Origin of the sequence: Brevundimonas phoenicis (genome assembly GCF_047237745.1) — a bacterium.
Classification (GTDB): Bacteria; Pseudomonadota; Alphaproteobacteria; order Caulobacterales; family Caulobacteraceae; genus Brevundimonas.
The window spans coordinates 1713307-1730808 of sequence record NZ_JBDFLN010000001.1; the positions used below are offsets into that span (position 1 = coordinate 1713307).

Genomic DNA, 17502 nt, shown 5'->3' on the forward strand with positions numbered 1-17502 from the left:
ATGCGGAACGAATAAGAACAAATCAAGAACAAAATGAACGAAAGAACGAGACCGGCTTTCAGCCAGCCTTGCTCGCGTTAGCGCCGGGCGGCGGCGTTGGGACGACGGTCGCCGCGATCGCCGCCGGGGCGGGGGCCTTCGCGACGCCAGCGGATCGACAGGGCGGTGTCGCCTTCGCCGCCGAACTTGGAGGTGATGGCCAGGTTGCGTCGCACTTGCCACTCCACATTGACGGCTGCGCCGCGCTCGGCCCCGCCGATGACCTCCAGATAGATGTCGTCGGTGATGTAGCGCCCGCCCGCAACGGTCAGGCTGGAGGCCTCGCCGCTGAAGGACAGACGGTCCAGACCGGCCAGTTCGCGCAGGTTGCCGACCACATCGAAGCCGCCGCCGCCCGCCAGGGACGCCACGGCCGAGGCCAACTGGGCCGCTTCGAACGGCGATAGTTGCGCCGCCGAACGTCCGAACAGCACCTGCGACAGGATTTCGTCCTGGGGCAGGTCCGGCGTGGAGGTCAGCTCGATCTTGGGCGAGACGGCGGTGCCCGTCACCTTGATCACGGCCGTCAGGGCCGGGTCTTCGCGGACGGCTTCCAGGTTCAGGCGGATGCGCGCCGGGTCGGTGGACAGTATGACCGAGCCTCGATCGTTGAAGACGAAGCGCTTGCCTGCGAACTCATAGTCGCCGCGCACCACATTGGCCGTGCCGCTCAACTCGGGCTGGGTGATGGTGCCGCGAACGCGGGCGTCGGCGCGCAGTTCGACGTTCAGGCCCCGGCCGCGCAAGTAGATTTCGCGCCCGGTCAGCGTCAGGTCCAGACCGATCTGCGGACCGGCGGCGGCCTTCTTTTCGGTCTCGACAGTGTCGCCGCCGGGACGGTTGATCTCGACCACGTCCATTTTGACGATGCCGGTGGAGCCGGGCAGATCGGGCGAAATCTCGGCCTCGTCGATGTTCACATTGCCGGTCAGGCGGATGTTGCCGTCTGCGCCGCGCACGGCGGTCAGGCGACCGTTGGCGCGCGCCTTGGCGATGTCGTTGTCGATGATCTGGAAGCGCGCCAACTCCAACCGCAGGGTCGAGGGCGAGCTCTGACGCAGACCCAGGTCGCCGCTGCCGGACACTTCGCCCTTCACGCCGTCGGTGGCTTGGAAGCGTTCGATCACCGCCTGGCTGTCGTTGAAGCGGCTGGCCAGGGTCATGTTCTCGAGACGCAGGCCCGTCGTTCCGTCACGGAACGCGCCTTCGTTCAGGTCCAGCCGGCCGTTCAGGCGCGGCGCGTTCAGGGTGCCGGCCAGGGTCGCCTGGCCGTTCACCTGCCCCGACAGCGATTGAGCGCCGCCCAGGAACAAGTCCCAGATGGGCTGGATCTGGCCGCGAATGGCGATCTGACCCGACAGGTTTTCGGTTCGGGCGATGGCTAGACGCAGGGGCGCGGCTGAGGTTTCGACCGGCAAGGTGACGTCGGCGGTAGCCTGAACGGCCGTGCCGTTGTGGGCCTCGGCGCGCAGGCGCAGGGCGTCGCCGGTCAGGTCGGCGTTCAGCGTGCCGTCGACGGCCAGGCCGCGTGGCGCGTCTAGACTGCGCAGTTGCCTGAGGTCGACGTTGGCGGAGCCGCGCAGCGTGTCACCTTGCCCTTGCATTGAGACACGACCCGTCACCTGACCGCGCAGGTCGGGGACGAGCGAGCCCATTTCGACATTGGTCATGTCGGCCTGGATGACGCTGCCTTCGCTGTCCTGCTTCAGTTCGCCGGTCAGGACGCCGCCGCCGACGCCCAGGTCCAGGCGCGCGACGCGGCCGTCGCCGTTGAGGGCGAAGACGGCGGGCGCGCGGGTGGTGAAGGCGATCTCGCGCACGCGGCCGCCCCCGCGCAGGGTCAGGCTCTGCGCTTGACCCTGGCGGGCGTATTCGCCCGAGCCGTTGAACTGCACCGGATTGGCGCCGCCCACGTCGGCCGCCAGGGTGAAGGGCAGGCGGTCCAGCGTGCCCTGGCCCTTCAGCGACAGGTTGCGCAGGGTCCAGTCCTGGCCGGTCAGGCGTACGTTGCGGCCCGTGACGTCCAGAACGGCGGTTTGGTCGCCCGCGCCTTCAGTCAGGCGGATGCGGCCGTTGGCTTCGCCCGAGGCCAGGAAAGCCCCTTGGCGTGCAGTGAAGGTCAGGTCGGCGCTGGAGGGGAAGTTGTTCGACAGGGCGACGTCGCCCTGAGCCGCGACGCCGCCGGCGTTCACATCGACGTCCGACAGGCGCAGGCGCGGCCCGCCCAGGAAGAAGTTGCCCGAGGCGTGAGCCGGTCCGTAGTTGGAGCCGGAGTTCAGCACCACGCGCCCGTCCGAAGCGTCAGCGCCCTTGCGGAAGCTAAGCACCAGATCGGCGTTGGTCAGGATCAGGCCGCCTGCCGCCACCTTGTCGAAGGCGGCGCGCAGGTCGGCGCGCGGCTGGGCCAGGGTGCCGGTCAGGGCGCCGTCGCCCGACATGGCGCCGTCGATGGCGACCGGGCCGACGCCGAACGGGCCCTGGGCGTTCCAGTCCAGCGCCAGCCGTAGCTTCGGCCCCTCGATCAGGCCCTTGGCGCCTGCGCGCCCGGCGGCGCCGGTCAGTTCGCCGCGATCAATGGAGACGACGCCGCCGTTCAGCGAACCGGCCAGTTGCAGGCGCGGCGTGGCGCCCAGCAGGCGATCCAGTTCTTCCATGCCGATAGCCATGCGCGAGCCGCGCCCGTCGAAGCTGAGGGTCCAGGGCGCGCCGGTCTTGGCCGAGGCCGCCCGGATCGGGCCGCCGAACGCGCCGCGCGCGCCGGGTTGAATGCGCGACAGATCGGTCAGGTCGGCGCGGCCGCTGAAGTTCAGGCCGCCGTTCAGGCTGCGCCCGCCCGAGCCGGTCAGGGTCAGCCCCTGTCCGCGCGCGTCGATCTTCTTCAGCAGCATGGCGCCGTCGGCCATGCGCGTGCCTTCCATCTGGATGCGCGGCGCAGAGCCCAGCAGGCCGCCGATGATGCCCGCCGATGAGCCGCCGACGGCGCGCACGTCGGTCGTCACGTCGATGCGGCCCTTGTTGGCGGCGATATTGACCGGGCCGGAGATGCGCGTGGCGCGATAGGAGGCGATGTCGGCGTTTAGCAGACTGGCCGAGCCTTGCAGGCTCCACACCTGGGCGTCGCCCTTGAACACGCCCGTATAGGCGGCGGGACCGGCGATCGGACTGCCGACCAGGCGGCTGAGCGAGGGGGTGTTCAGCTCCAGGCTGATGCCGTCAGGCGAGGTGTTGTCCGTGGTGCGGATCAGGCCGCGCGCGCTGGATTCGATGTTGTCGGCGTACAGGCGCCAGGCCACGCCCTGATAGCCTTCGCGCTGGGCGTCCGGCGTCATGGCGAAGCCGAAGCGGGCGGTGCGGCCGATGCGCTCGACGAACGGCTCCAGCAGGTCGGAGCCGGAGAAGTCGGCATAGCCCGAGACCTTGGCGCCGTTGTCGCCATAGGTTCCCTTGACCAACAGGGGACGGAACTGGCCGGTCTGGACGGCCACGTCGATGACCTCGCCGTTGACTACGGCGACAGCCGAGAAGGGCTGATCCGGGGAATAGCCCAACGAACCAGCGATCGGCCCGCCCTGGGCCTCATTGGCGCGCAGGTTGACGCGCAGGTGCTCGGGCTTGTCGCCGAAAGCGGCGGCCAGGCGCAGATAATCGCCCTTGCGGTTCAGGCTGTAGGCGTTGACGTTGGCGGTCTTGACGCCCTTGCGCGGAATGGCGGCGTCGCCGCTGAGGGTCCAACGGCCGTATTCTTTGGAGAAACCTTCCAGCAGTTCGACATTGGCGCTGAAGCGGTCGATGTCGATGGAGATGGCCTGCGGCCCGCCCGGTTCGCTCGGCGGCTCAAGTTCGGGACGGCGCAACAGACGAATCTGGCCGGCGCTGATTTCCGTCGCGTGGAAGCGCCGCGCCAGCAGAGGCCAGTAGGACCAGTCGACGCGGACGTCCGAGGCTTCCAACCAGACGCCCTTTTCGTCGGTCACGGTGACGCGCTTCAGGCGGAAATCGTTGAACAGATCGCCTTGCAGCCCCTCGACGTTGATCCGGCCGTAACGGCTGATCTTCTTGCCCGCGACGAAGCTGGTGATCAGTTCGCGCCCCGCATCGGACACCAGATACATCCGCCCGCCCACCAGGGCGACGACGATCAGGGCCAGCAGACCGGCGAAGGTCGCGCCCGCGATGAAGGCCGCCAGTTGCAGACGCGTGCGCTTGCGCTTGGCCTTCTTGGCCGGCGTGTCGGCGACGTCTGCGCCCGTTTCGTGAGGCGGAGGTGTGTCGGTCAAAACGCCTGGCCGATGCTGAGATAGAGTTGGAACCCGGAGTCGCCCTCACGCTTATTCAGCGGGAAGGCGATGTCGGCGCGAACAGGGCCGAACGGCAGTTTGTAACGCACGCCGACGCCCGCACCGTAGCGCATATTGGTCAGGTTGGGCGTTTCCTGGAAGCCGATGGCGCCGCCGTCGACGAAGGCCACGGCCTGGAACTTCTCGCCGATGTCGCGTCGCACCTCGATCGAGGTCTCGAACAGCGACAGGCCGCCGCGCGGTCGGTTGTTGGGCAGGCGCGGGTTGATGCTCTGATAGGAATAGCCGCGAACCGAGCCGCCGCCGCCCGAATAGAACAGGCGGTCCGACGGGACGGTCAGTTCTTCGCCGCCGATGATGGAGCCGATGCGGGCGCGTCCGGCCAGCACGGTCTTAGCGTCGTCCTGAATCGGCAGATAGGCGGTCGCCTGGCCCTCGGTGCGCAGGAACAGGACCGTATCCTCGCCCGCCACGGCGGTCGGCTGGGTCGATAGTGACAGACGATAGCCCGAGGTGGGGTTCAACGGATCGTTCGAACGATCCATGAAGGCGCTGCCGCGCAGGGTGACGATGGCCAGGTCGCGGTCGAAGGTGATCGGCGCCTGGGTCACCGGGTCGAACCGATATTCCGTGTAGCGACCCGCATCGACGCCTAGGCCGTAGCTGAACCAGGACGTCTTGCCGAGGCGCTGGGACAGGTCTGCGGCCATGGTGATGGCGCTGCGGTCGTAGGCGTCCGTCTGCTCGTTGACGATGAAGGACGACAGCTTCAGCGTCCGACCGGCCTTGCGCCAGTGCGGCTGGGACCACTCGCCGCCGATGCGGCTGTCGATGCTGGCGATGCGCGCGCCATAGCGCAGGGTGTCGGCGCGCCCGAACCGGTTGTAGCGCGTGCGGAAGACATCGACGCCGACGCCTTCATAGGTCGAATAGGTGGCGCCCGCCTCAAGCAAGCTGACCGGCCGGTCCGCGAGAGTGACGACGACCGGGCGCAGGCCGTCCGGCCGAATGTCGTCCAGCGGCGACAGAGCCACGCCCACGCCGTCATAGACGCCGGTGTCCAGCAGGCGACGTTCCAATTCGGCGATGTCCTCTGGATCGTAGCGATCGCCTTCCTTCCAGGGGACCAGGCTCTGGAGCCAGCTTTCCTTGGTCGGTCCGCGGGTCCGCAATTGAATCCCGTTCAGCCGCACCAACTCGCCGGAGTTGATGTTGAAGCCGGGTTGAACCAGGAAGGTGGCGTGATCCACGACCACGCGGCGGGGCAGGGCGACGGCGTCCGCATAGCCGCGCCTGGTCAGATCGGCGACGACGCGGCCTTCGGCTTCCAGAATGCCCGCGGCCCGGCCCGGCTCGCCGGGCTTGAGCCGGATGTCTTCAATGACAGCGGTGCTGGTTTCCGCGTCCGGCGCAGGCGCAGTCCAGTTGATCGTGGTTTCGCCCAGGACGAAGCGGCGACCCGGCGCGATCTGAACCACGGCGACAGGCTTGTCATCGCCCTCGACCTGATCCTCTACGGTGGCTTGGTAATAGCCTTCCGAACGCAGCAAGGCCTGAGCTGAAGTCAGCGCGGCACGGGCGCGACGACGCGCCTCGAAACGATTGGACGGCGCGCCGTCCACCTCGCCAATGGCCTGTTCGAGCTGGCGTTTGAGATCGCCGTCTATTTCACCGCGAATCTGAGCCCGGGGTTCGGCGGCGGCCTGGCTTGCAAGGGCGCATACTGCCGCGCCGGCAAGAAGGAGGGGAAGCCTCGACGTCAAATCCGAACCCTGGTTGCGAGACGATCATGAGCGATTAGCCCCGTTCGTCAGGAGAATCAGTAAAACAGCGTATCGCTTTCGGGTTGCACTGTCTCTTCGGAGGAACGCTGGTCCGGCGGCAGCGCCTCTACCGGCGTGGCCGCTTCGGGAGCGACGGGGGTCTCAGCAACGGCGGGCGCGGCGGCGTCTTCGGCGGCGGGGGCCTCAACGGGCGCCGGCGCTTCGACGGGCGTCGGTTCGCTGTAGGGTTGTTCACAGGCGGCCAGGAATCCGGTGGCGGCCAGCGCCGCGCCGATCATCAGACGATTCAACATGGATCGATTCATTTTTGATCCCCCTTCTAGGGGCTGGAAACGTGGAGAGGCGAAGCCGGTTCCTCTGGGCGCGCCTTTATAGGATTCATGTGAACCTGGGATGAATCGCGCGCTGGAATCGCCTTGATTTCGTGGCGGGGGCCGTCGTCAGAGCCTTGTTTGTGCGGTGAAAAATTTCCTGAAATTTCCACTTGCCCGCCGCGAAGCTCATCCGTATGTTCCGCGCTCTTCGCAAACGCGATGTGCGCCCCTAGCTCAGTTGGTTAGAGCATCTGACTTTTAATCAGAGGGTCCTCGGTTCGAGCCCGAGGGGGCGTACCATTTTCCCTTTTCAAAGGGTTAGTGGGCGGTCCCGCTGAAACCGGCGAGGTCATATACAGCGCCATATACACTTCTACAGCGCTATATACACTTCGCGTTCGCCCAGCGTTCTTGGCCTTGGCGCGCGTGCGGATCTTGATGACATTGTCAATCTTGTCCTGGGCGGCGTTGGCTCTTTTCCGGCAGTTGGCCTAGTGGCGGTGGGTTTTCGCTGCGGCTTCTGAGGTCTGCTCCAGCTGAGACATGATCTCGCTGTCTGAGGCGCCCGCCAGGGCGAACTCCACACCACGGGCATGTTAGCCGCACTTTAGAGGTGGTGCGAACGCAAGGTGAGACTGGAGTATCGTGGTTCAGTGAATTATATATTTTAGCATCGCTTTATTTTGAGGTGCCCCATGACCGATTCGCCACCAACTGAAGTGGATCCAATTTTTGTCAAGGGTCAGCGTAGAGCGCCTGGCGGAGTTTATCCTCCTGTGTCTTCAGGCGGTAGCGGCTTGGGACCAGTACAAGATGAATTAGACCCTTAACGGGCCTCCGATTGACGAACCGCATCCGTGCGATGATCCCGATAATGCGAGGGAATGGAATGCGGATGCCGCCGCAGCTGAAGCTTTCAGGCGGATAAGAAAATATATCGCCGATCAGATGGATTCTACCCACCATCTCGCAAACCGAGAGTACGGTGCGATGATATGCGAAAGGCCTAACGGTACATTTTTCATTGGTCCAATCGAGCACGGCCCGCCAATATTCGACGAGAATGGCGTGCAGCCGGATGGCAGCAATCGGCCATATGTCGATATAAAAATAGATAGTTGTGGTCTTGGCGCTATACCTATTGCAATGATTCACACCCATCCAAGTACTGGGCCATCCTCTGGAGTGCCGTCATCATCAGATGCTACATGGATTGCCGCTCTAAATGCTCGTCGAAATGATGAATACGGTCGCATTTATGTAGTGGCTATCGATGGGGGTAAACATAGAATCGAAATCTATGACAAGACTAATATCAGTGCGGCGCTTACGGGGGGGGGTGGACCGGAGGTTAACCAAAATGGAGTTCCTTGCCTTGCAGCTGGAGTCATAACGTGAGAGCAATATCGATTTTAATGTTTCTATTTATTGTATTTTTGACTAGTAATGCGCGAGCGCATGAAGGTCAATTTGAAGATATAGACAAAGATGTATTGCAAATACACGGAAAAACTCCCTTCTTTAGAATGCATGTTGAGGATGTTTTCGAGACAAGATCTATAAACATGTATTACTTTGGCAGTAATAAACTTGATGCGCAGTCTGAATCTCGATGGATTGTCGCGAGGTTCGTGCAAAATAAGAATTCTTCTATAACTGAAATTGATTACATAGATAGTATTAAATGCGATAGAGTTCATCCTATGTTGTGGGAGCTTTATGGTCTTCGCATTGCATCTTTTGATGTTCCTGGAATTACCCCACCACGGCCTATGGGGGTGGAATCTCGCGGTATTCCCACGCACGGACCGAGTTACACATTATGGGGAACAGTGACTGATCCTGAGGGAGGGTTTGCCTGGATCAATTTGAGGCTGTTCGGAGGCCAAGCGGCAGCCTGGGGTGTGCGAGCAGAGGAGTTGCTAAGAGGTTGCTGGCAAAGTTACGAACCATCAGCATTGTAGAGATGTCTGCTGTGTAAGCTTGCAGGATCGCTTTATGCGCCGACATCGGCTTCATACACTTTTGTGAAAATCGGAGGATCCTCGGTTCAAGCCCGAGGGGGGTGTACCGCTCCCTTTTCTTCGATAATCAGATCTGATCGCCCTTGCGGCTTGGCTTTCGTTGCGGTTGCGTGATTTAACATCGGTCATGCGCTCTCTTGCCTTGTCCGTCGTCGCCGGTTCTCTTTTGCTCGCCGGCTGCAACGCCGGCGCCTCCGCCCGAGACGGCGTGGACCAGGTGGGGGCGGGCTTGGGCGACGCCGTGGCTGCGCCGCTAGAGGATCTGAACCTCAAGCGTCAGGAAATACCGACCGTTCTGCTGCAGGCGGAATCCAATCCCTATGACGTGCGCAACATGACCCGATGCACTGTCATCGCCGCCGAGATCGCGCGCCTGGATGAGGCTCTGGGGCCGGACACGGACGCCGCGCCCACCGACGATGGAACCTTCATGAGCGAGCGCGCCGCTGACGCCGCCGCCGGCGCGACTCTGGACGCCGTGCGCGGCACGGTGACGGACTTCATTCCGGCCCGCAGTTGGGTGCGCCGCCTGACCGGCGCCGACGCGCACAGCAAGCACGTCCAGTCGGCCATTCAGGCGGGCCTGCGCCGCCGGTCCTTCCTGAAGGGCGTAGGAATGCAGCGCAACTGCGCGCCGCCGGCGGCGCCGGCCGGCTTCGTGCCGCGCCGCGGCTAGGTCTTCAGATGCCGCGCACGGAAGTCGCGGCGGAACTGTTCGAACCGACCCTCGGCGATGGCGGCGCGCATGGCGGCCGTCAGCGCCTGGAAGAAGGCGATGTTGTGCCAGCTCAGCAGGATCTTGCCGAGAATCTCATCGGCGCGGATCAGGTGATGCAGGTAAGCCTTTGAATAGTCTTGTGAGGCCGGGCAGGGGACTTCGACATCCAGCGGATCCTGATCCTCGGCGAAGCGGGCGTTCTTGAGGTTCAGCGGCCCGTCCCAGGTCCAGGCCTGTCCGTGGCGGCCGGCGCGGGTCGGCAGGACGCAGTCGAACATGTCGACGCCGCGATAGACCGCTTCGACCAGGTCGATCGGCTTGCCGACGCCCATCAGATAGCGGGGGCGGTCCTTGGGCAGGAACTCGGGCGCATAGTCCAGAACCTCGCACATGGCTTCGTGGCCTTCGCCGACGGCCAGGCCGCCGATGGCGTAGCCGTCGAAGCCGATCTCCAGCAGACGTTCGGAGGATTCACGGCGTAGGTTCTCATAGGTCGAGCCCTGCTGAATGCCGAACAGGGCCTGCGTGTCGCGCGTGCCGAAGGCGTTCTTGGAGCGCTGGGCCCAGCGCGCGGACAGCTCCATGCCTTCGCGCGCGCGCTTTTCCTCGGCGGGCCAGGCGACGCATTCGTCCAGTTGCATGACGATGTCGGAGCCCAGGCGGTCGGCCTGAATCTGGATCGAGCGTTCCGGCGTCAGGACGTGTTTCGACCCGTCGATATGGCTGGAGAAGGTCACGGCCTCCTCGGTCAACTTGGAGATGCCCGACAGGCTCATGACCTGGAAGCCGCCGGAGTCGGTCAAGATCGGCTTGTCCCAGCGCATGAAGTTATGGAGGCCGCCCAGGCGCTCCATCCGCTCGGGACCGGGCCGCAGCATCAGGTGATAGGTGTTGCCCAGCAGGATGTCCGCGCCGGTCTGCTTGACCTGATCCACCGTCATCGCCTTGACCGTGGCGGCGGTGCCGACGGGCATGAAGGCGGGCGTGCGGATGTCGCCGCGCGTAGTCTTCAGCACGCCGGTGCGGGCGCGGCCTTCGACAGCGGAGATCTCAAACGGAAAAGGCATGGGCGTTCCTTGCAGGGAGGCGCGTCTTAGGCCGAACGGGGGAAGGCCGCCAGTCCTTGGAGGCGTTCAGGCGAGGCGGTTCTGTGGCGGCAATCCGGCGTCGACGCCTTTGTTCGAATAGCGACGGTTATTTGGCAACCGAACGATCACGCAGCTGTTAGGGCCGCGCACAAAACCGTGAAAGTCGCCTGATTAATGCTGCTCCGTTCGGGAACCCTGGGTTCCGTCTCTCTGCTTGCGCTCGCCGTCGCCCATCCTGCCTGGTCTCAGGATTTCATTGAAGTCACGCCGCCGTCGGCCGCCTCCGACGGCCCGGTCCAGGTGCAGGACGTGGTGGTGACGGGCCTGCGCGGCAGCCTGCGCTCGGCCCAGGCGCTGAAACGCAACGCCGACGAGGTGATGGACGCCATCGTCGCCGAGGACATCGGCAAGCTGCCGGACGTGAACGCCTCGGAATCCCTGGCGCGGGTCACGGGCATCCAGGTCGAGCGCGGAGGCGGGGAGGCGTCGCGCGTGATCGTGCGAGGCCTGCCTGATGTGGCCACCACCTATAACGGCCGCGACATCTTCACGGATCAGGGACGTTCGGTCGCCATGCAGGACTTCCCGGCGGCGGCCATCTCTGCGCTGGAGGTCTATAAGTCCAGTTCCGCCTGGCGACTGGAGTCGGGCATTGCCGGCCTGATCAATGTGCGGTCTCGGCGGCCGTTCGACTTCGACGGCTTCGAACTGTCGACCTCGGTGAAGGGGTCATATGCGACCCAGTCTGAAAGCTATGACCCGAACAGCGACATCCTGATCAGTAACCGCTGGAATACCGGCGCGGGCGAGGTCGGAGCCTTGCTGAACCTGTCCTACACCAGTCTCCGCTACCTCGACTCCGTGCGCTGGGACAGCGGCGGCATCGTCGCCGTGGACGGGCAGTCGGCTGATCCTGCGGTGCAGGGCGCGCGATACCCGGATGCCGTGGGCATCTTCTACGGGACGGGCGAGCGCTGGCGGCCGTCGGCCAATCTGGCGTTGCAGTGGCGGCCGAACGACCAGTGGGAATTCTATGTCGACGCCCTCTATCAGGGCTATCGCAACAAGATTTCGGACCGCCAGTTCATCGTGCCGCTGAACCACGAGACCACCCGGTTCGAGGACGTGGCGCTGCGCGACGGCCGCAATGAGATTCAGAGTCTGACCCAGATCGCCGGGCGTCGTCCGGAGCAGTGGCAGGGCGCCTCGATCGGCAAGACGAACACCTGGCAGGCGGCCGTGGGCGGCAGCTACAACGCCGGGCCGCTTCAGATCGCCTTCGACCTGGCGCGCACCGACAGCACCTATGAGTTTTCGAACTACAGCTTCGACACGGCCTTTACCCATGCTCCGGTGACGCTGATCGATTTCGATACGCCGGGCGAAGACGGCGGGGCGACCTTCGAATTCCGCGACTTCGACGTTACGAACCCGGACAACTACGTCTATCGTGGTCTGTTCGATCGCCACTTCATCGGCGCGGGCGATGACTGGCAGGCGAAGATCGACCTGACCTATGACACGGGAAACAGCCTGATCCCGCAGTTGAAGTTCGGCGTGCGCTACGTCGACCGTAACGGCTCCTATCAGAACGGCGAGCGGTATCAGAACCAGGAAGGCCTGGGCCTGCCGCTGACCTCACTTCCGGTCGAACTGGCCCTGATCCCGGCCGGGTTCAACGGCAGCGACGTTCAGGCCATGCGCGCCTGGGTGTCGCCGACCTACGGCAGCCTGCGCTCCAACATGGACGCCCTGCGCGCCCTGGCCGGGTTCGAGCCGGGTCGCCCGCCGATCAACCCGGTCCAGACCTATGAAGCGTCCGAGACGGCCTATACGGCCTATGGTCAGGCCGATTTCGCCATCAACACCCGTATTCCGATCGAGGGCGAACTGGGCCTGCGGATCGTCGCCACCGACTTCACTGTGCGCGGAAGCAGCCGCTCGACCGAGGGGGAAGCCGAGGTCTTCACGCCGGTCGATCAGGGCGGACGCTACACCGACCTGCTGCCCAGCCTGGGCGTGCGATTCATGCTGGACGACGGCCTGATCCTGCGCATGGCGGCGAACCAGACGCGGACGCGCCCGGCCTTCGGTCAGCTGAACCCCAGCGTGTTCGTCAGCCCGTCGGCCGATACCTCCGGACGGCGCACGGCCTCGGGGGGCAATCCCGATCTGAAGCCGATCCAGTCGACCAACTATGACCTGACGCTGGAGCGCTATTTCGCCGATACCGGCGCCGCGACCCTGGCCCTGTTCCGGCGCGAGATTTCAGGCTTCATCGCCGATCAGACGATGGATGTGGACGATCCCGTTTATGGCGTCCTGCGCGTTACGCGGCCGGTCAATCTGAACGACGCCGTGCTGCAGGGCGTCGAGGCGTCGTTCACGACCTTCTTCGATTACGATTTCGTGCCGCAATGGGCGCGCTCGTTCGGGGTGCAGGCCAACGCCACCTACATCGACGGGGCGCTGCCCTATGTGTCGAAGTACTCCTACAACCTGACCGGCATGTATGAGAACGGGCCGTGGACGGCGCGGCTGGCCTATAACCTGCGGACCAAGTTCGGCAACGGCGTCATCGGCGAGTATGTCGACGACGTGGGGCGGTTGGACTTCTCGGCGGGCTGGTCGCCGACCGAGCGGATCACCGTCAGCTTCGACGCGACCAATATCCTGGGTCAGCCGTTCCGCTCGTTCTTCGACTATGGCGAGGGCGTCTATCCGCGCGATGTTCGCTACGAAGAGAGCCTTTACACCGTCGGCCTGCGCTTCCGGTATTGAGGCGGTCTCAGCGCCGGAGCGTCTCCAGGCGCTCCGCGCGCTGCAGATCCTTGGGGCGGCCGAACAGGCGGCACTTCTCGATCTGTTCGGCGACGGTGGGGATATAGAGCGTGCCCCCGTCCAGTTCGATCGACTGGCGCGTGGTGAAGATGACCGGCGTCCAGTCGGCGCCTGCGCGCACGTCCATCATCGCCATGACTTCGATAGGGACCGGCGTGGTAAGGATTTCGCCGAACACCTGCGACCGGAACAGGCCTTCGCCGGGGTCTTCGATGGCTTCGCCGTGCAGGGCCTCGATCAGGCGCCGGGCGTCGCGCGGGCTGGTCATCACATCGACGTCCGGCACGTGCCATTCTGACAGGCCCGACAACGCCATGCCCGCGCCCCCGAACACCCACCAGGGATCCTGAAGCTCACTGGCCGCTGAAGCCAGGATGTCGAAGGTCGCGGCCAGATTTTCGGGCAGGTCGTCGATGTGGCTCATTGGGCGTCTTCCCGAAACAGTAGGCTTCCATCGCCATAAGAATAGAAGCGGTAACCGCTGTCGATGGCGTGGGCGTAGGCGGCGCGCATTGTCTCCAGCCCGGCGAAGGCGCTGACCAGCATGAACAGCGTCGATTTCGGCAGGTGGAAGTTGGTCATCAGCACGTCGCAGGCGCGGAAGCGATAGCCCGGCGTGATGAAGATGGCCGTGTCGCCGTGGAAGGGCTGGACCCCACCCTCTTCGGTCGTGGCGCTCTCCAGCAGGCGAAGCGAGGTGGTGCCGACGCAGACGATGCGCCCGCCCGCCGCGCGCACGGTGTTCAGGGCGGCGGCGGTCTCGGCTGAGACCTCGCCCCACTCGGAGTGCATCTTGTGATCGGCCGTGTCGTCCGCCTTGACCGGCAGGAAGGTGCCCGCCCCGACGTGCAAAGTCACGGCGTGGGTCGTCACGCCGCGCGCCTGGATGGCGTCCAGCAGGGCGGGCGTGAAGTGCAGGCCCGCCGTCGGCGCCGCGACCGAGCCGTCATGCTCGGCGAAGACGGTCTGATAGTCCTTCAGATCCTGATCGTCCTCGGCCCGCTTGGCCGCGATATAGGGGGGCAGGGGCATGACCCCGACCTCGCGGATGGCGTCGTCCAGCGCCGGTCCGGCCAGATCGAAGCGCAGGGTGACGAGGCCGTCCTCGCCCTTGGCGGTGATCTCGGCGTCCACCTGGCCCAGGAAGCAGGCGTTGTCTTCCTCGCGCCCGAAACGAACGCGGTCGCCGACCTTCAGCCGCTTGCCGGGCTTCATGAAGGCGCTCCAGACATCGGGCGCGTCGCGGTGGTGCAGGGTGGCCTCGACCGGGACCGACAGCAGTTCGCCTTCCGGCCCGGTGCGGTGGCGGACGCCCGATAGGCGGGCGGGGATCACGCGGGTGTCGTTGAACACCAGGGCGTCGCCCGGTTGCAGAAAGTCCGGCAGGTCACGGATGATCCGATCTTGCAGATCTCCGCCCTTCACGATCAGAAACCGCGCGGAATCGCGCGGGTCGGCAGGACGCAGGGCGATGCACGCCTCGGGCAGGTCGAAGTCGAAATCGGATGTCCGCATGAGGCGGGCAATGCTCACGCCCCGCCTTTGCGGTCAAGCGAGTCCCGGCCGAAAGTCGACTGGCGAAAACCGCTCCAGCCGCTATGTCAGACTGAGCAATGGGAGTTGAGTGCATGACCGACCGCTATCTGGACGACCTGACCGTCGGCGAAAGCTGGGGCAGCGAGCCCTTCACGATCACCGAGGCCGAGATCATCGCCTTCGCGACGGAGTTCGACCCCCAGCCCATGCACGTGGACAAGGCGGCGGCCGAAGCAGGACGTTTTGGGGGCCTGATCGCCAGCGGATGGCATGTCTGTTCGCGCGTCATGCGCCAGTTCGTGGACGAAGCCTATTTCGGCCAGACGCCGCTGCTGGGCATGAACGTCGACGCCCTGTGGTGGGTGCGGCCTGTGCGCCCCGGCGACACCCTGACCGTGCGCCGTGAAATCATCGAAATCCGCCCGTCCAAGAGCCAGCCCGATCGCGGCGTCGTGCGCACCAAGACGACCGTCACCAATCAGGACGGTGATCTGGCGATGAGCTTCGAGAACCAGATGCAACTGCCCCGGAACGCCGAGGCGCGGCTCTAGGCCTCGTTTGGGCGCAAGAACAACGCCATGCCGATGGAGTTCGGCGCTGTGGGTTGGAAACCGTACTGTGCATAGAGGCGATGCGCCTCGCCGTCTGCGATCAGACTGATGTAGGCCTCGGCGGGCACGGTGGCGCGCAAGTGATCCACCAGAGCCTTCATGATCGCCTTCCCCAGGCCGCGCCCCTGGTGGGCAGGATCGACGGCGATGTCGACGATCTGGAAAAACAGCCCGTTGTCGCCGATGACCCGCCCCATGCCGACGGTCTCATCCGCCTGGTTTTCGATCACTACGGCGAAGACGGTGTTGGGCAGGCCGGCGGCTGCCGCTTCGGCGCTGCGCGGGGTGAGGCCCGAAATGGTCCTGAGGCGACGATAATCGTCGATGGCGGGCGTGCGAGCGACAATGCGGTAATCAGGACTCATTGCGTCTTGCTAGCCGATGTAAGGCCGGGGCGACAGGGAGATTCAAGGGATCAAAAGTTGACGTGATGCTGCGGAGCCTTCAAAGCCCGATGCATGCTTCAGAACCTTGAAACCCTGTCCCGTGAGGCCCGTTCGTGGCCGTTTGAGCAAGCGCGCAACCTGCTGGCCCACGTGCTCAAGAAACGGCTGTCGGATGCGGAGCGCGACGCCGCGAAACTGCTGATCGACGCGGGCAAGACGGACGAAGCTCTGGCGACCTTCGAGGCGCTGAATCGGCCTGTGATCTTGGAGACGGGCTACGGTCCGTCGGGCCTGCCGCACATGGGCACCTTCGGCGAGGTGGCGCGCACGACCATGGTGCGCAACGCATTTCGCGCCCTGACCGGCGATCACTGGGCCACGCGCCTGATCGCGTTCAGCGACGATATGGACGGCCTGCGCAAGGTGCCCGAGGGCGTGCCGAACCCGGAGATGCTGCGCGAAGATCTGCACCTGCCGCTGACCAAGGTGCGCGATCCGTTCGGCACGCACGACAGCTTTGGCGCGCACAATAACGCCCGCCTGCGCGCCTTCCTCGACAGCTTCGGCTTCGAGTACGAGTTCATGTCCTCGACCGAGACCTATCGGTCGGGCCGGTTCGACGCGACCCTGCTGACCCTGCTGGAACGCTTCGACAAGGTCATGGGCATCATGTTGCCGACCCTGGGCGAGGAGCGTCGCGCCACCTATTCGCCCTTCCTGCCGATCAGCCCGATCACCGGCCATGTGCTGCAGGTGCCGACGCTGGAGCGCAATGTCGAGCGTGGGACCATTGTCTTTGACGATCCTGCGGGCGGCCGCACTGAGGCGCCCGTCACCGGCGGCCATGTGAAGCTTCAGTGGAAGCCCGACTGGGCCATGCGCTGGACCGCGCTGGACGTCGATTACGAGATGTCGGGCAAGGACTTGATCGAGAGCGTGCGCGAGAGCGGCAAGATCTGTCGCGCCCTGGGCGGCACGCCGCCGGAAGGCTTCAACTACGAGCTCTTCCTCGACGTCGAGGGCAAGAAGATCTCCAAGTCCAAGGGCAACGGCCTGACGATGGAGGAGTGGCTGCGCTACGGTACGCCCGAGAGCCTGTCCTGGTACATGTTCCAATCGCCGAAGTCGGCCAAGAGCCTGCACTTCAACGTCATTCCGCGCGCGACGGACGACTATCTGTCCTTCATCGAGCAGTACAAGACGCAGGAACCGGCCAAGCAGATCGACAACGCCGTCTGGCACATCCACTCGGGTCAGCCGCCGCAGAGCGCCTCGCCGGTGTCCTTCGCCCTGCTGCTGAACCTGGTGGGGGTGGCCAACGCCTCCAGCAAGGACCAGCTGTGGGCCTATTTCGCCAAATACCTGCCCGACGCCACGCCCGAGAATGAGCCGGTTCTGGATCGGCTGATGGGCTATGCGCTGAACTACTACGAGGACTTTGTGAAGCCCTCGAAGACCTATCGTCTGCCCGACGACAAGGAAAAGGCGGCGCTACTGGACCTAGCGGAACGTCTGAAGGCCCTGCCGACCGACACGACCGACGGCGAGATCATCCAGGGCGAGGTCTATGCCGTAGGCAAGGCGCACGAGTTCGAGCCGCTGCGAGCCTGGTTCCAGGCGCTGTATGAGGTGCTGCTGGGCGCCTCGCAGGGGCCGCGCTTCGGATCGTTTGCGGCCATCTACGGCCTACTGCAGACAATCGCCCTGATCGAGGCCGGGGCGAACGGCGAACTGGCCTAGCACTGAGCATCGGGGCCGCCGTAGATACTGCGGCGGCTCTTTTTTCTATCGAGACCTCAAGCAGCGCGAAGCGCGGGAGGCCAACTCAACATGAACAGAACATAACGGCGCGACGGGGGGAGC

At 64.6% G+C, this 17502-nt stretch carries 12 protein-coding genes and 1 tRNA gene; 6 read left to right on the top strand and 7 right to left on the bottom strand.

Annotated features, from left to right (window positions below; all coding sequences use genetic code 11):
• Positions 1-77: 77 nt before the first annotated feature.
• The 3 genes from ABC419_RS08455 to ABC419_RS08465 are packed head-to-tail and all read right to left on the bottom strand — an operon-like array spanning position 78 to position 6414.
• A complete protein-coding gene (locus tag ABC419_RS08455; RefSeq protein WP_412877736.1) occupies positions 78-4316 on the bottom strand; it encodes a translocation/assembly module TamB domain-containing protein in 4239 nt (1412 codons plus the stop codon).
• Positions 4313-6100, bottom strand: coding sequence for an autotransporter assembly complex protein TamA (locus tag ABC419_RS08460; RefSeq protein ID WP_412877735.1), 1788 nt, complete (start codon positions 6098-6100; stop codon positions 4313-4315). Before ABC419_RS08460 ends, ABC419_RS08455 begins: the two co-directional genes overlap by 4 nt.
• 56 nt (positions 6101-6156) lie before the next feature.
• Positions 6157-6414: a hypothetical protein gene (locus ABC419_RS08465; RefSeq protein WP_234287756.1), complete on the bottom strand. Its 258-nt coding sequence runs from the start codon at positions 6412-6414 to the stop codon at positions 6157-6159.
• Positions 6415-6658: 244 nt separating this feature from the next.
• Here ABC419_RS08465 and ABC419_RS08470 point away from each other — a divergent pair.
• The 3 genes from ABC419_RS08470 to ABC419_RS08480 all read left to right on the top strand — a co-directional run bounded on the left by ABC419_RS08470 (position 6659) and on the right by ABC419_RS08480 (position 9135).
• Positions 6659-6735 (top strand) — tRNA-Lys (locus tag ABC419_RS08470).
• 1094 nt (positions 6736-7829) lie between these two features.
• Positions 7830-8399 (top strand): hypothetical protein, encoded by a 570-nt coding sequence (locus ABC419_RS08475; protein WP_412877734.1) that lies wholly within the window; start codon positions 7830-7832, stop codon positions 8397-8399.
• A 187-nt stretch (positions 8400-8586) separates the two neighbouring features.
• Positions 8587-9135: a hypothetical protein gene (locus ABC419_RS08480; RefSeq protein WP_412877733.1), complete on the top strand. Its 549-nt coding sequence runs from the start codon at positions 8587-8589 to the stop codon at positions 9133-9135.
• Here the strand turns inward: ABC419_RS08480 and tgt are convergent.
• A complete protein-coding gene (tgt, locus tag ABC419_RS08485; RefSeq protein ID WP_412877732.1) occupies positions 9132-10244 on the bottom strand; it encodes a tRNA guanosine(34) transglycosylase Tgt in 1113 nt (370 codons plus the stop codon). The two genes, ABC419_RS08480 and tgt, sit on opposite strands and share 4 nt — an antisense overlap.
• 195 nt (positions 10245-10439) lie before the next feature.
• Here tgt and ABC419_RS08490 point away from each other — a divergent pair, with 195 nt between their 5' ends.
• Positions 10440-13046 carry a TonB-dependent receptor gene (locus ABC419_RS08490; RefSeq protein ID WP_412877731.1) on the top strand — a complete coding sequence of 869 codons (2607 nt, stop codon included), beginning with the start codon at positions 10440-10442 and terminating at the stop codon, positions 13044-13046.
• 7 nt (positions 13047-13053) lie between these two features.
• On the opposite strand, the gene ABC419_RS08495 is transcribed toward ABC419_RS08490, so the two are convergent.
• Positions 13054-13530 carry a hypothetical protein gene (locus ABC419_RS08495; protein ID WP_412877730.1) on the bottom strand — a complete coding sequence of 159 codons (477 nt, stop codon included), beginning with the start codon at positions 13528-13530 and terminating at the stop codon, positions 13054-13056.
• Complete coding sequence (gene queA, locus ABC419_RS08500; RefSeq protein WP_412878020.1) at positions 13527-14621, bottom strand: tRNA preQ1(34) S-adenosylmethionine ribosyltransferase-isomerase QueA; 1095 nt, start codon at positions 14619-14621, stop codon at positions 13527-13529. The genes ABC419_RS08495 and queA overlap by 4 nt, the downstream gene beginning before the upstream one ends.
• 113 nt (positions 14622-14734) lie before the next feature.
• Between queA and ABC419_RS08505 the strand changes: the two genes are divergently transcribed.
• Positions 14735-15193: a MaoC family dehydratase gene (locus ABC419_RS08505; RefSeq protein WP_125899882.1), complete on the top strand. Its 459-nt coding sequence runs from the start codon at positions 14735-14737 to the stop codon at positions 15191-15193.
• On the opposite strand, the gene ABC419_RS08510 is transcribed toward ABC419_RS08505, so the two are convergent.
• Entirely contained in the window at positions 15190-15618 is a 429-nt protein-coding gene (locus ABC419_RS08510; RefSeq protein WP_412877729.1) for a GNAT family N-acetyltransferase, read from the bottom strand. The two genes, ABC419_RS08505 and ABC419_RS08510, sit on opposite strands and share 4 nt — an antisense overlap.
• A gap of 93 nt (positions 15619-15711) precedes the next feature.
• On the opposite strand from ABC419_RS08510, the gene ABC419_RS08515 reads away from it, so the two are divergent.
• Positions 15712-17379, top strand: coding sequence for a lysine--tRNA ligase (locus tag ABC419_RS08515; protein ID WP_412877728.1), 1668 nt, complete (start codon positions 15712-15714; stop codon positions 17377-17379).
• Positions 17380-17502: the final 123 nt, after the last annotated feature.

Excerpts from the sequence above, each read along its gene's own strand:
- ABC419_RS08465 (WP_234287756.1), bottom strand. The coding sequence starts at position 6,414 with ATGTTGAATCGTCTGATGATCGGCGCGGCGCTGGCCGCCACCGGATTC.
- ABC419_RS08480 (WP_412877733.1), top strand. The coding sequence starts at position 8,587 with ATGCGCTCTCTTGCCTTGTCCGTCGTCGCCGGTTCTCTTTTGCTCGCC.
- tgt (WP_412877732.1), bottom strand. The coding sequence starts at position 10,244 with ATGCCTTTTCCGTTTGAGATCTCCGCTGTCGAAGGCCGCGCCCGCACC.
- ABC419_RS08490 (WP_412877731.1), top strand. The coding sequence starts at position 10,440 with ATGCTGCTCCGTTCGGGAACCCTGGGTTCCGTCTCTCTGCTTGCGCTC.
- ABC419_RS08495 (WP_412877730.1), bottom strand. The coding sequence starts at position 13,530 with ATGAGCCACATCGACGACCTGCCCGAAAATCTGGCCGCGACCTTCGAC.
- queA (WP_412878020.1), bottom strand. The coding sequence starts at position 14,621 with ATGCGGACATCCGATTTCGACTTCGACCTGCCCGAGGCGTGCATCGCC.
- ABC419_RS08505 (WP_125899882.1), top strand. The coding sequence starts at position 14,735 with ATGACCGACCGCTATCTGGACGACCTGACCGTCGGCGAAAGCTGGGGC.
- ABC419_RS08510 (WP_412877729.1), bottom strand. The coding sequence starts at position 15,618 with ATGAGTCCTGATTACCGCATTGTCGCTCGCACGCCCGCCATCGACGAT.
- ABC419_RS08515 (WP_412877728.1), top strand. The coding sequence starts at position 15,712 with ATGCTTCAGAACCTTGAAACCCTGTCCCGTGAGGCCCGTTCGTGGCCG.